Genomic DNA, 13,708 nt, shown 5'->3' on the forward strand with positions numbered 1-13,708 from the left:
CGATGACGGAAGAGATGCCCTTTCCGCGGGTGCCGGAGGACCCGGCTGCCGACGCGGCGCCGTTCGGTGACGTGTCTCCGCTGCGCGTACGGCAGTTGGTGGCGGACGGGGGCACGGACCCGGTCGTCGAGGAGGTGCTGCGGCAGCCCCCGGGGCGAGGCGAGATACGGCTGCGGGCCGACTGGAGCCTGGTGAGCCCGGGTACCGAACTGCACTACCTGGACCGCTCGGCGCGCACCGGCGAGCGCTTCGTCCTCGGATACTGCTCGGCCGGAGTGGTCGACGCGGTCGGCCCGCAGGCCGGCGGGTTCGCGCCCGGCGACCGGGTGATCGCCATGGGGTGGGGCGAGGCCGTGCACAGCGCGGCCGTCACCGTGCCCTACCGGCTGTGCCGCCGGGTTCCGGACGGCCTGGACCTGGCGGACGCGGTCGTGGCGGGGCTGGCGGCGACCGCGGTGCACGCGGTGGACCGGGCCGTACTGGAACCCGCGGACGAGGTGGCCGTGGTGGGCGCGGGGATGGTCGGCCAGCTGGTCGCCCAGATCGCGGCGGCCCGGGGCGTCCGGACCACCCTGCTGGACCTGCGCCCGGAACGGCTGCGCACCGCCCCGGCGCTCGGGCTGTCCGCGGCCGACGGGGAGCGCTTCCTGTCGGATCAGGGGGAGTCCGCCGGGCGTGGCGGCCGGTGTGTCTTCCTGTGCGGCACCGGGGACGCCGGGGCGACCGTCGCGGCGGCGGCCCGCTGGGCGGGCCGGGCCCCGGGGCGCCCCCGGCTGGTCGGCGTGGGCCGGTTCGCGGCGCACATCGACTTCAGCGTGGAGCTGGGCAACCTCGACATCCGGTACGCGGCCCGCTGCGGAGCCGGGTACCGGGACGCCTCCTACGCCCGCGGGCTGACCGAGGTGGTGGCGCCGGACGGCGAGGGCACGGTCACCGAGAACCTGCAACGGGCGCTGGACCTGATCGCTTCCGACGCGGTCCGCCCGGCCCTGATGGGACTGCCGCGCCTGCCGCTGGAGCGGGCCGCCGAGGCCTACGCGCAGCTGCGCGAGCGGCCCGCGCACCCCGCCGTCCTCTTCTCCCACGGCCCGGCCGCCGGGACGGAAGGGAGCACCGCGCCATGACCGCCACGTCAGCGGCACCCGCCGAAGTCCCCACCGGGCACCGGCCCTTCCCGCCCGCCGAGCAGGCCGGGACCCTGGTGCACCGCTTCCTGGAACAGGCCGCCGCCCACCCCGGGCGGGAGGCCGTCGTCACCCCCGAGGCGCGCTGGACCTACCAGGAGACCGCCGGGCGCGCGGCCCGCGTCGCCGCCTCGCTGACCGCGGCCGGACTGCGCCCCGGCGACCGCGTCGGGCTGCTCTTCTCGCACGGCGCCGAGATGATCGCGGCGCTGCTCGGCGTACTGCGCGCCGGACTGTCCTACGTACCGCTGGACGCCGCCTACCCCGAGCCGCGCCTCGCCTTCATGGCGCGGGACGCGGGCGTACGGGCCCTGGTCGCCGCGGAGCGGCACCTGCCGCTCGCCGGCCGGCTGGCGGCGGACCAGCCGGTGCTGGCGTACGCGGAGCTGGTGAACGCGGAGGCGGACGAGGAGGCGGCCGTACGGGCCCGGCCCGACGGCGAGGCGTACGTCCTCTACACCTCCGGCTCCACCGGGCAGCCCAAGCCGGTCGCGCAGCTGCACCGCAACGTGCTGCACCACGCGCGGGCGTGGACCGACGGCCTGGGCATCGGCCCGCTGGACCGGCTCACCCTCCAGTCCGCCTACAGCTGGGACTCGGCGGTGCAGGACACCTTCGCCGCCCTGCTCAACGGCGCGGCCCTGTACCCCGTCGACCTCAAGTCGCTCGGCATCGGCGGCCTGCTGGAGTGGATGGCGGCCGAGGACATCACCGTCTACCACTCCACGCTTCCGGTGTTCCGGGCCCTGGTGCGGGCCATGGAGTCCCGGGGTACCGCGCTGCCCGCGATGCGCATGCTCGCCCTCGGGGGCGACACCCTGCACCTGGCCGATCTCGACGCCGCCCGGCGGTCCTTCGCGGCACACTGCCGGGTGGCCGGGGCGTACGGCTCGACCGAGTGCTCCTGCGCGCTGCTGCGTGTCGCCGACCGCGACTACCGGCCGCCGACCGGCGTCTTCCCGCTCGGCTTCCCGGTGGCCGCAACGCAGGTGTGGCTCCGGGGCGGGCACGGGCGGCCCGTAGAGGGGGAGGGCGAGGGCGAACTCGTCGTACAGAGCGACTACCTGGCGCCCGGCGCGGTCGCGGACGGCCGGACGTACCGCACCGGCGACCTCGCCCGGCGCCTGGCGGACGGCACCCTGCTGCTGATCGGACGCCGCGACTTCCAGGTGAAGATCTCCGGCATCCGGGTGGAGACCGGGGAGGTGGAGAGCGCGCTGAAGGAGCTGCCCGAGGTGCGCGAGGCGGTGGTGATGCCCTTCACCGACCGCCTGGGCGAACGGCAGCTGGCGGCGTACCTGGTGGCCGCCGACGGGGCGCGGACCGAACCGGCCGTGCTGCGGGCGGCGCTGCGCGGCGTGCTGCCCGACCACGCGGTGCCCACCGCGTACGTACGGCTCGACGCGCTGCCGCTGACCCCCAACCACAAGATCGACCGGGCGGCGCTGCCCGATCCGCTCACGGCACGGGAGACCGGACCTGCCGCCGGTGTGCCCGGAGCCGGGCCGCTGGAGCGGGCCGTGGCCGAGGCGTGGCGCGAGGTGCTGGGCACCGGCGCGGTCGCCCTGGACGACAACTTCTTCGACCTGGGCGGGACGTCCCTGCGGGTGGCCGCCGTCCACGAAAGGCTCACCCGCACCGTCGCGCCCGGACTGCGCATGACCGACCTGTACCGGGCGCCGACCATCCGGGGCCTGGTACGGCTCATCGGCAGCGGCCGGGAGGACTCCGCCGCGGGCGCCGTACGGGGCGCCCGCAGGCGCGCCGCCGCCCGTGGCGGAGCCCGCCGCGCCGCTGCCCGTACGCGCCCCGCCGGTCCGCCGCCGCACCCCCAGCAACCAGGAGGAACCAGTGACTGACCGTCCTTACGCCGACGCCGCCGCGGCGGACGGCGCCGACCTCGACGGACGGATCGCCGTCGTCGGCCTGGACTGCCGGCTGCCGGGCGCCCGCGACCACCACGCGTTCTGGCGCAACCTGCTGGCGGGCACCGACCAGATCAGCGACGTGGACGAGGAAGCGCTCACCGCCGCCGGGGTGGAGGCCAAGTCCCTGGCCGACCCCCGCTACGTACGCCGGGCCGCCACGGTCGAGGACGCGGACCTCTTCGACGCCTCGTTCTTCTACCTCAGCGCCCGCGAGGCCGAGCGGATGGACCCGCAGCTGCGGCTGTTCCTCCAGTCCTCCTGGAAGGCGCTGGAGCACAGCGGTCACGACTCCGAGCAGTACGAGGGCCGCATCGGCGTCTTCGCCGGCGCGCTGAACAGCACGTACCTGCTGAACAACGTGCTGACCGGGGAGCAGGGCTTCGCCGGCTCGCTGCCCAGGCTGCGCCAGGACCTGGCCACGCTGATGGGCAACGACCCCAACTACCTCGCCACCAGGGTCTCGTACCACCTCAACCTCACCGGCCCGAGCCTGTCCGTACAGACCGCCTGCTCCACCTCGCTGGTCGCGGTGCACCAGGCGGCGCAGAGCCTGCTGGCGCAGGAGTGCGACGTCGCGCTGGCGGGCGGGGTGGCCCTGCGCTTCCCGCAGGAGGCCGGGTACGTCCACGAGCCCGACGGGATCGCCTCGGCCTCCGGCACGGTGCGGCCCTTCGACGCGGAGGCGGACGGCACGGTCTTCGGCAACGGCGTCGGCGTGGTGGTCCTCAAGCGGCTGGCGGACGCCCTCGCCGAGGGCGACACCGTCTGGGCGGTGCTGCGCGGCTCCGCCATCGGCAACGACGGTGCCGACCGGGTCGGTTACACCGCGCCGGGCGTCACCGGCCAGGCCGCCGTCCTCGCCGAGGCGCTGGCCGTGGCGGACGTGGACCCGGCGACCGTCGGCTACCTGGAGGCCCACGGCACCGGGACGAAGATGGGCGACCCCATCGAACTGGCCGCCGCCGCGCAGTCCTACCAGGTGGACGGCGCGCCGCCGCTGACGATCGGGTCGGTGAAGGCCAACCTCGGCCACCTGAGCACCGCGGCGGGCGTCGCCTCGCTCATCAAGTGCGTGCTGATGCTGCGGCACCGCACGCTGGTGCCCACCCCGCACTTCACCGAGTGGAACCCGCAGTGCGAGGTCGCGGGCACCCGCTTCCGTATCGGGACGCAGGCCGAGCCCTGGCGGCCGGCGACCGACGGCGGCCCGCTGCGCTGTGCGGTCACCTCCACCGGTATGGGCGGCACCACCGCGCACGTCGTCCTGGAGGAAGCCCCGCGGCCCGCCCGCGCGGCGCGCCCCGCCGCGCCCGTCGTGCTGCTGCCGGTCTCGGCCAAGTCCCCGGCCGCGCTGGAGACCGCACGCCGGGAACTGGCCGACCACCTGGAGGCCACGGCACCCGGGGAGGAGGCGTCCGGGGCACCCGGTTCCGGCGACACCGCTCTGGAGGACGCCGCCTACACCCTGGCCACCGCCCGCCGTACCTTCAACTACCGCGCCGTGATCACCGCCCCGGACCGGGAGACGGCCGTGCGCGCGCTGCGCAGCGGCGACCCGCGCTTCACCCACCAGGACTCCGGGCAGCCCGCCGACCGCCCCGTCGTACTCCTCTTCCCCGGCCAGGGCGCCCAGCACCCCGGCATGGGCCAGGGCTGGTACCAGCACCTCCCGGTGTTCCGCGAGGCGCTGGACGAGTGCGCGGAGCTGCTGGAGCCGCACCTCGGCCTGGACCTGCGGGACGCCCTCTATCCGCGGCTGCGGGAGTACACGGGCGCGCCGCACGACCTCAACCGCACCCGGCTGACCCAGCCCGCCCTGTTCGCGGTGGAATACGCGCTGGCCCGGCAGTGGACGGCGTGGGGGGTACGCCCGGCCGCCCTCATCGGGCACAGCGTCGGCGAGTACGTGGCCGCCACCCTCGCCGGGGTCTTCCGGCTCCCCGACGCCCTGCGGGTGATCGCCGAGCGCGGCCGGCTGATGGACGAGCTGTCCGGCGGCGTGATGGCGGCGGTCATGCTCCCGCCCGGCGAACTGGCCCCGTACCTCGAAGACGGCTCCGAGGACGGACAGGTCGCGCTCGCCGCGGTGAACGAACCCGCGGTGTGCACCGTGGCCGGACCCAAGGACGCCGTACGCGCGCTCACCACCCGGCTCACCGCCGACGGCGTCGCGCACCGCAAGGTCGTCACCTCGCACGCCTTCCACTCGGCCATGATGGACCCGGCCGTCGGCCCGCTCACCGACCTGCTGCGCGACATCCCGCTGCGCCGCCCCGAGACCCCGTTCCTGTCCAACCGGACCGGTACCTGGATCACCGACGAGGAGGCCACCGACCCCGCGTACTGGGGACGTCAGCTGCGCGAGACCGTACGGTTCGCGGACAACGTGGCCACCGTGCTGGACGGCGACGCCCCCGTCTTCCTGGAAGCCGGGCCGGGCCAGACACTCGCCACCTTCACCCGGCGGCACCCGGACCGCGAGACCGGCGTACCGGTCCTCACCTCCGCCGCCCGCGGCCGGGACGCCGGCGCCGACCTGACCGCGCTGACCGCCGCGCTCGGCCGGCTGTGGGCGGCCGGCCTGCCGGTGGACTGGCAGGGCCACCACGCCGGGCGCGGGCGCGGCCGGGTACCGCTGCCGACGTACCCCTTCGAAGGCACCCGCTACTGGGTCGAACCCGGCACCGGGACCCTGACCGGCACCGGCGGCGGCACCGGCGGCGTGCGCAAACTCCCCCTGGACCAGTGGTTCTCCGCCCCGGTGTGGCGCACCGCCGTGGGCACCCTCGACGCGCCCGCCGAGCCGGTCGCCGACCCCGTCCTGCTCTTCGCCGACGCGCAGGGCACCGCCGCCCGGCTCGCCGCGCACGCCTGCGCCGGGGAACTTCTCACCGTACGCGCGGGCACCGCGTACGGGCGGGACGGCGACACCTGGACGCTGCGGCCGGACTCCGAGGAGGACCACGCCCGCCTCGTCGCCGACCTGCTGGCCGAGGAACGGCTCCCGGACCGGATACTGCACGCCTGGTCCACCGCACCACTGCCCGCCGAACGCGGCGAAGAACGCTTCGAGACCGCACAGCGGCACGGCCTGTACAGCCTGATCGCCCTGGTCAAGGCGCTCAGCGCACACGACGTCAGCAAGCCCGTCCAGCTCGACGTGATCAGCGCGGGCGCCTACGCCGTCAGCCCGGCCGAACCGGAACCGGCGTCCGAACTCGTCCCGCTGGCCGTCGCCGCCCGGGTCATCGGCCAGGAGCACGGCAACATCGGCGCCCGGCACTTCGACCTGCCCGCCGCCGTGGACGACCGCTCGCTGCGCACCCTGGCCGCCGAACTGGCCGGGCAGCGCCGCCCCGAGATCGCCACCACCCTGCGCGGCGCCACCCGATGGATCACCGACCTGGAGCCGGTACGCGCCGACTGGACCGCCAAGGCCGTCTCCCGCCTCCGCGAGGACGGCGTCTACCTCATCACCGGCGGCCTCGGCGAGATCGGCGCCACGATCGCGCACTGGCTGCGCCGCGAATGCCCCGGCGTCCGCCTGGCGCTGCTCACCCGCGACCCGCTCCCCGACCGCGCCGCGTGGGACAGCTGGCTGGACACCCACGACGAGGACGACGGGACCGCGCTGCGCATCAAGCGGCTGCGGGCCCTGGCGGACGGCGGCGGCGAGCCCCTGCTCGTGCACGCCGACGTGTCCGACGAGGACGCGCTGCGCGCCGCGACGGACCGGGTCACCGCGCACTTCGGCGCGCTGCACGGTGTCGTGCACGCGGCCGGACTGCCCAGCGAGCAGTGGGACCGCGCGATCACCGCCGCGAGCGCCGAGCAGTGCCGGTGGCACTTCGCCCCCAAGGCGCACGGCCAGATCGCCCTGGAGAAGGTCCTGTCGGGCCACGACGTGGACTTCGTCCTGCTGCTCTCCTCGCTGGCCGGTGTGCTCGGCGGGCTGCGGCTGCTCGGCTACGGCGCCGCCAACCACTTCATGGACGCCGCCGCCGAACGGGCCAACCGCGGCCTGGACCGTACGGTGTGGATCAGCGCGGCCTGGGACGTGTGGCAGCACCACCAGGACGAGAAGCGGGCCATCTCCGCCATCGGCCGCAGCATGGACGACAAGGCGATCCAGCCCGAAGAGGGCCTGGAGGCCATCCGCCGCCTGCTGACGCTGCGCGACGTCTCCCACGTCGCCGTGTCCACCTGGGACATCGGGCACCGGCTGGACCAGTGGGTGCGCGACGAGCGGATCGCCCGCCCGACGGCGGGCGCCGCCGCGGCCCTGGCCGACACCGAAGGGCCGGAAACGGCGGACGACCTCGTGGGGCAGGTGGCGCGGCTGGTGCGCGGCGCGCTGGGTGCCGAGGACATGCCGCTGGACGGGGACATCTTCGAGTTCGGCGGCGACTCCCTGCTGATCGTGCGGCTGCTGTCGGACCTGCGGGAGCAGTTCTCGGCGGAGGTGCCGCTGGCGGACGTGCTCGGCGAGCCGACGCCCAGGGCGCTGGCCGCGCTCGTACAGGAACGGCTGGACGCGCGGGCGGCGGCCGGTACGGGGGCTGCCGAGGCCCCCGAGGGGGACGGCGAAGGCGACATCGGATCGCTGGCGGCGCAGCTGGCCGCGCTCGACCCGCACGACATCGAACGCCTGCTGGCCGAGGCGCGGCAGGACGACCAGGACCAGCAGGAACAGGAGCGCTGACCGTGGACTTCAGCCTGATCTTCTTCTCCGGGGACGAGAAGAACAAATACCGCTTCGTGCTCGACGCGGCCCGCTACGCGGACGAGAACGGCTTCACCGCCATCTGGACCCCGGAGCGGCACTTCCACCGTTTCGGCGGCCTCTACCCCAACCCCTCGGTACTCGGCGCGGGGCTGGCCATGCACACCCAGCGCCTCCAGATCCGGGCCGGCAGCGTCATCCTCCCGCTGCACAGCCCGATCCGGGTCGCCGAGGAGTGGGCGGTCGTCGACAACCTCTCCCGCGGCCGGGCCGGCATCGCCCTGGCCACCGGCTTCAGCCCGCTGGACTTCGCCATCCGGCCGGAGGGCTGGTCCGACCGCAGGCAGCGCACCTTCGACGCGGTGGGCACCATCCGCGAACTGTGGGAAGGCGCGCCCGTCTACGTCCAGGACGGCCTGGGCAACCACGTCGAGGTGGAGCTGCACCCCCAGCCCGTACAGCCCGAACTCCCCATCTGGCTCACCTGCACCAAGAGCCCGGAGACGTTCGAGACGGCCGGCCGGCTCGGCTGCAACGTACTGACCGCGCTGATCGACATGACCAACGAGGAGCTGGAGGAAAAGCTCGCCCTCTACTACAAGACCCTGGAGGAGTACGGGCACGACCCCGAGAGCACCACGGTCACGCTGATGCTGCACACCTTCATCGGCACCGACCTGGAAGAGGTACGGGAGACCGTCCGGCCGCCCTTCAGCGACTACCTGCGCTCCTTCTTCACCGTCATCGACTCGCAGAAGAAGAACCTCGCGCCCGGCGCCGGCGTCCGCGACATCTCCGCCGACGACCAGGACGAACTGATCAGGTTCGCCTTCGACAAGTACTTCGAGAAGGGCGCGCTGCTCGGCACCCCGGACTCCTGCGCGGCGGTGGTCGACCGCTTCCAGGGCATGGGCGTCAACGAGATCGCCTGCCTGATCGACTTCGGCGTCGACGAGGACCTCGTCGTACAGAGCCTGAGCCACCTCAACGAACTCCGGAGGCGTTACGCATGACCGCCGCCCCCACCCGGGCCGACCTCGTCGCCCGGCTCGCCGGCCTCACCCCCGGCCAGCGCGCCCGCCTGCGCGCCCGGATGCCCCAGGCGCTGGCGGAACACCGGCCGACCCCGGGGCAGCGCCGGCTGTGGCTGACCCAGCAGCGGCTGCCGGGCCGCCCGGTGGACGTGGTCTGCCAGGCCGTGCACCTCACCGGCGGCCCCGTCGACCTCGACCTGCTCGCCGACCGCGTACGCGGCTTCGCGGCCCGGCACGAGGCGCTGCGCACCACCTTCGAGGAGAGCGGCTCCGGCGTCCGGCCGGTGGTGCACGGCGAACTGGCGCCCCGGCTGGACCGGACCCGCTGCGCCGACGCCGACGAGGCACACCGGCTGGCCCGGGAGCTGGCCGCCGAGCCGTTCGACCTGGCGGCCGGACCGCTGCTGCGGGTCACCGTCGCCGAGGGGCCCGCGCCCGACGAGGCCTGGCTGCTGGTCGTGGTGCACAACCTGGTCTTCGACGCCTGGTCGTTCGAACTGCTGCTGGACGAACTGGCCCGCCCCGCCGGCACCGAGCCGGCCGTCGCACCCGCCTTCGGCGACTACGCCCAGGGCCTCCGGCAGTGGATCGGCAGCCCGGCGGGACAGGAGGCGGCCGCGTACTGGGCCGGTGAAGTGGCCGACGCGCCGCCGCCGCTGCCCACCGACCGGCCGCGCCCCGCCGACGGCACCTCGCGCCAGGGCGGCCGGGTGGACTTCACGGTGTCCCGCGCCGTCACCGAAGCGATCGCCGCGGCGGCGCAGCGCGAGGCGGGCACCGCGTACACCGGCTGGCTGGCCGTGGCCTGGGCCGCGCTGGCGGAGTTCGGCGGCCGGCCGGACGTCCTGCTCGGCACGTTCACCGCGGGCCGGGACCGCCCAGGCACCGCCGAGGTGGCCGGCTATCTGCTGAATGTGCTGCCGGTACGGCTGCGGGACGCGGGCGACGGCTCGCACGCCGCCCGTACGCGCGCGGTGCGCACGGCGACCCGGGCCGGCCTCCGGCACGCCGCGTATCCGGGCGAGCTGATCGCGGCGGAGGTGCGGCCTGCCCGGGTGCCGGGCGCCGACTCCCTCCTGGACGCCGTCTTCGTCTTCGACAACCTCGGGGAGGGCGGCCGGGAAATCCAGGGCGCCCGCGCGGCCACCGCCGACCTGGACAAGGGCACCGCCCGCTACGACCTGACACTGGCCGTCTATCCCGGCCCGGAGGGCACCGAGGGCTGGTTCGAGTACGACGCCGAGCTGTACGACGAGACCACCGTGCGCCGCCTCGCCGAGCGGTTCACGGCCCTGGCCACGGCGGCGGCCGACACGGACGGGGGGCAGGAGTGATCACCGCACGGCTGTGCGCCCCGGCCTACGAGCTGGGCGAGTACGCCGACCCCGTCGCCGAGCTGCCGGAGCTGCTGGCGGACCCCGAGGCCGCGGCCCGGCTGACCGCCCCGGCCGCGGGGTTCGACACCTACCGCTGGTCGGACGGGCAGGTGGTGGAGCTGATGGCCGCCGCCGCCCAGCGCACCCTGGGCGAGGCCGGGGTGCCCGGCGACGAGGTCGATCTCGTACTGCTGGCCACCGACTCGCTGCCGCGCGGCCGCTCGGCCCACCGCGACGTCGCCGAACTGCTCCAGGAGACCGGGCTGACCCGGGCCACCGCCAGCACGCTCGGCCTGATGGACTGCGCCACCGCCATGGCCGCCGTGGGCACCGCGGCCTCCCTGGTCCGGGACGGCAGCGCCCGCCATGTCCTGGTGCTCTCCGGCGATTTGGCCGACCACGCCACCGGCGGCGAACGCGTCGTCGCGGGCGGCGCGGCCATCGCCGGCGACGCCGCGGCCACCGCCCTGGTGTCGGCCACCGCGGCCGGACTGCCGGTGCTGGGCATGGCCCACCACACCGCCCCCGAGACCGCCCAAGGGGACTCGGCCAGAGGCCAGTTGGCGGCCCGGGTCGCGGCACACCGCGAACTGTTCGCCCGGCTCGCGGAGCGCCACCCCGTCCGGCCCGAGGAGGTGCGGGCCGTGCTGCCCAGCAACTTCGCGCGCAACGTGCTGGAGATCTACCTCTCCGACGTCGGCTACGGCGGCGCCAAGCTCGCCCTGGGCAACGTCGGCCGGATCGGGCACTGCCTGGGCAGCGACCCGCTGATCAACCTCGCGGACCGGCTCGCGGAGGACAAGGCCGCGGGGGAGGAACCGGCGGGTGCCGGGGACGACCGCCTGATCCTCCTCGGCGCGGGCATCTCCCACCTGGCGGCCGTGCTGCTGGGCGCGCGCCCGCTGCCGGCGGCGGCCCGGACCGGGGAGGGCGCCGGGTGAGCGCCGGAGCGCCGGCCTATGTGAACGGCTGCGCCGCGGAGTTGGGCCCGATACGCAAGAAGGTCGCCGAACTCCCCGAATACGCGGCGGCACCACCGGCCCCGGGCACCGGCTTCGCCGAATACCGCGAGGCGGAGGGCGGCATCCTCGAACTCCTCGGCCCGGCCCTGCGAGGCGCCCTGGACGCCTCCGGCACCGACCCGGCGGCGGTGGACACCGTACTGCTCGCCACCGAGTCGCTGCCCGCCGACGGCCCGGACCGGCACGCCGTCACGGGGCTGCTGAGCGGCCTCGGCCTGCGCCGCGCCTATCCGTTGATGCTGGGCCTGGCCGACTGTTCCACCGCCCTCGCCGCCCTCGACGTCGCGGCGTCCCTGGTGAGGTCGGGCGCGTCCCGTACGGTGCTGGTGGCCTGCGGGGACCTGGTCCGTACGGTGCTGCCGGACGGCCGGGTGGTGCTGGGCGGCACGGCGGTCGCCGCCGACGGTGCCGCGGCGGCCGTGGTCTCGGGGCGGCGGCACGGGTGGGAAATGCTCGCGGGAGCCCGCCGGATCGCCCACGAGGCCCTGGAGCCCGGCCCGCCGGCCCGTCGGATGCGGGCCCGACTCGCGATGTACCAGGAGGTGTTCGCCGACCTGTGGCAGGCCACGGGGCTGGCGCCGCGCGACCTGGGAACCGGCGCCGTGCTGCCCAGCAACCTCGCCCGGGACACCTTGCGGATGTTCCTGGGCGAGGCCGGCTTCGCCGACGGCCAGCTCTATCTGGACAACGTCCCGCGTATCGCGCACTGTCTGGGCAGCGACCCGCTGATCAATCTCGCCGACCGTACGGCGGCCGGGGGCGCCGGTCCGTCCCCCGTCGTACTGCTGGGCTCAAGCGCGGCGCACGTCGCCGCGGTGCTACTACGTCCCACGGAGGAATGAACACATGCCGACGGTAGAGGAGAGGACCGCTGGAATCTGGCGGGAGATCCTGGACCTGGACGCCGGGACACCCCTCGGTCCGGAGGACGACTTCTTCGCCCTGGGCGGTACGTCCCTCCAGGCCATGACCCTGGTGCAGCGGCTCGGCGAGGAGTTCGGCGTCCCCGTGGCGCTGAGCGCGCTGCTGGCGGACGCCTCGCTGCGGGCCGTCGGCGCCGCGGTGACGGCGGCCGCGGCCGGGCACGAGGAGACCGCCCGGCCGTGAAGATCCAGTCAGTGGCCGCCCTGCGGCGGCTCCCGCCGCGCACCCGGGCGGTGATGGGCGCCAACCTCGTCAGTTCGGTGGGCACCGGACTGGTGCAGCCGTTCCTGGTCCTCTATCTGACCCGGGTACGCGGACTGCCGGTGGGCACCGCCACCGCCGTCATCTCGGTGATCGCCGTGGCGTCGCTGCTCGGCGGCCCGCTGGCCGGACGGCTGGCCGACGGCCGCTCGCTGCGCGGTACGGCCGCCGCCGCGATGGCCCTCGCGGCCGTGGGCACGGCCTCCTTCGCCCTGGTCACCGGGGCGGGCGGCGCGGTGCTCGCCGGGCTGGCCTACGGACTGGCGTACGGCGCGATGGTCTCCGTATGGAACACCGCCATCGCCCGGAGCGTGTCCGGGGAGGCGCGTTCCGCGGCGTTCGGGCTGCAGTTCGTCGGGCTCAACGCGGGTGTCGGGCTCGGCGGCCTGCTCGGCGGGATCTTCGCCTCGACGGCCGACCCCGGCCGCTTCCAGCTGCTGTACGTCTGCGACGGCCTGTCGTTCCTGGCCGCCGGCGCCGTCCTCGTCCTCGCCGTGGGACGGCGGACCGGGGAACCGGCCACGGACGTGCCGCAGGTCCCCGACGGGCCCCGCGGCTATGCCGTCGTCCTCCGGGACCGCGCGCTGCTCAAGGTGCTGGCCTTCACCGTCGCGCTGATGGTGGTGGGGTACGGGCAGCTGGAGTCCAGCATTCCCGGGCTGGTCGCGGTGCGCGGCATGGACGCGCGGATCATGGCCTGGGGGTTCGTCGCCAACACCTGCTGCATCGTGCTGATCCAGCTCGCGGCGGTGACCCGGATCTCCCGGTCCCGGCCCGCCGTCCTGCTCGCCGGGACCGCCGGAACCTGGGCGGGCAGCTGGCTGCTGCTCCTGCTGGCCACCGTGAGCGACCGTACGGCGGTGCAGGCGCCGCTGGTCGTCGCCGCGCTGGCGGTGTTCGCCGTCGGGGAGGCGCTGCTGGCCGTGGCACTGCCCACCCTCGTCAACAACCTGGCCGACGATCATGTGCGCGGCCGGTACAACGGCGCCTACTCAGCGGCCATGTCGGCGGGTCTGGTCGTGGGCCCGCTGCTGGGCGGCTGGCTGCTCACCGGGGGGCGGCCCTGGCTGCTGGCCGTCGTCCTGGGCGCGGGCTGCGTGGTGTGCGCGGGCGCGTCGCTGCGGCTCGGGCGCGCGCACGGCACGCCGGGCGGCGTGCCCGCCGTCGCCCAGGTGGAGCTGGACGTCCGGCAGAACACTGATCCGTACATGGACGAGGACGGGCCGCGGCGGCTGGCATCCGGGGGTGGACGATGA

Annotated in this window: 9 protein-coding genes; all 9 read left to right on the forward strand. The window is 75.2% G+C overall.

Translation table 11 applies throughout. The annotated features are described in order from the left end of the window. The first annotated feature begins 2 nt into the window (after nt 1-2). From ACFV57_RS00820 to ACFV57_RS00860, 9 genes are read left to right on the forward strand one after another with little or no spacing between them, the layout of a single operon-like run. A complete protein-coding gene (locus tag ACFV57_RS00820) occupies nt 3-1,124 on the forward strand; it encodes a 3-hydroxyacyl-CoA dehydrogenase NAD-binding domain-containing protein (RefSeq protein ID WP_385224224.1) in 1,122 nt (373 codons plus the stop codon). After that, nucleotides 1,121-3,043: a non-ribosomal peptide synthetase gene (locus tag ACFV57_RS00825; RefSeq protein ID WP_385224226.1), complete on the forward strand. Its 1,923-nt coding sequence runs from the start codon at nt 1,121-1,123 to the stop codon at nt 3,041-3,043. The genes ACFV57_RS00820 and ACFV57_RS00825 overlap by 4 nt, the downstream gene beginning before the upstream one ends. Then, a complete protein-coding gene (locus ACFV57_RS00830; protein WP_385224228.1) occupies nt 3,036-7,814 on the forward strand; it encodes an SDR family oxidoreductase in 4,779 nt (1,592 codons plus the stop codon). Before ACFV57_RS00825 ends, ACFV57_RS00830 begins: the two co-directional genes overlap by 8 nt. Nucleotides 7,815-7,816: 2 nt before the next feature. Beyond that, nucleotides 7,817-8,848: a MupA/Atu3671 family FMN-dependent luciferase-like monooxygenase gene (locus ACFV57_RS00835; RefSeq protein WP_385224230.1), complete on the forward strand. Its 1,032-nt coding sequence runs from the start codon at nt 7,817-7,819 to the stop codon at nt 8,846-8,848. After that, nucleotides 8,845-10,203 (forward strand): condensation domain-containing protein, encoded by a 1,359-nt coding sequence (locus tag ACFV57_RS00840; protein WP_385224232.1) that lies wholly within the window; start codon nt 8,845-8,847, stop codon nt 10,201-10,203. Before ACFV57_RS00835 ends, ACFV57_RS00840 begins: the two co-directional genes overlap by 4 nt. After that, the gene (locus ACFV57_RS00845) at nt 10,200-11,186 is read left to right on the forward strand and encodes an acyl carrier protein (RefSeq protein WP_385224234.1); all 987 of its coding nucleotides are present in this window, start codon (nt 10,200-10,202) and stop codon (nt 11,184-11,186) included. Before ACFV57_RS00840 ends, ACFV57_RS00845 begins: the two co-directional genes overlap by 4 nt. Then, nucleotides 11,183-12,109, forward strand: coding sequence for an acyl carrier protein (locus ACFV57_RS00850; protein ID WP_385224236.1), 927 nt, complete (start codon nt 11,183-11,185; stop codon nt 12,107-12,109). The genes ACFV57_RS00845 and ACFV57_RS00850 overlap by 4 nt, the downstream gene beginning before the upstream one ends. 4 nt (nt 12,110-12,113) lie before the next feature. After that, nucleotides 12,114-12,374 carry an acyl carrier protein gene (locus ACFV57_RS00855; RefSeq protein WP_385224238.1) on the forward strand — a complete coding sequence of 87 codons (261 nt, stop codon included), beginning with the start codon at nt 12,114-12,116 and terminating at the stop codon, nt 12,372-12,374. Next, entirely contained in the window at nt 12,371-13,708 is a 1,338-nt protein-coding gene (locus ACFV57_RS00860; RefSeq protein ID WP_385224240.1) for an MFS transporter, read from the forward strand. Before ACFV57_RS00855 ends, ACFV57_RS00860 begins: the two co-directional genes overlap by 4 nt.

Origin of the sequence: Streptomyces sp. NPDC059788 (genome assembly GCF_042732265.1) — a bacterium.
Taxonomy (GTDB): Bacteria; Actinomycetota; Actinomycetes; order Streptomycetales; family Streptomycetaceae; genus Streptomyces.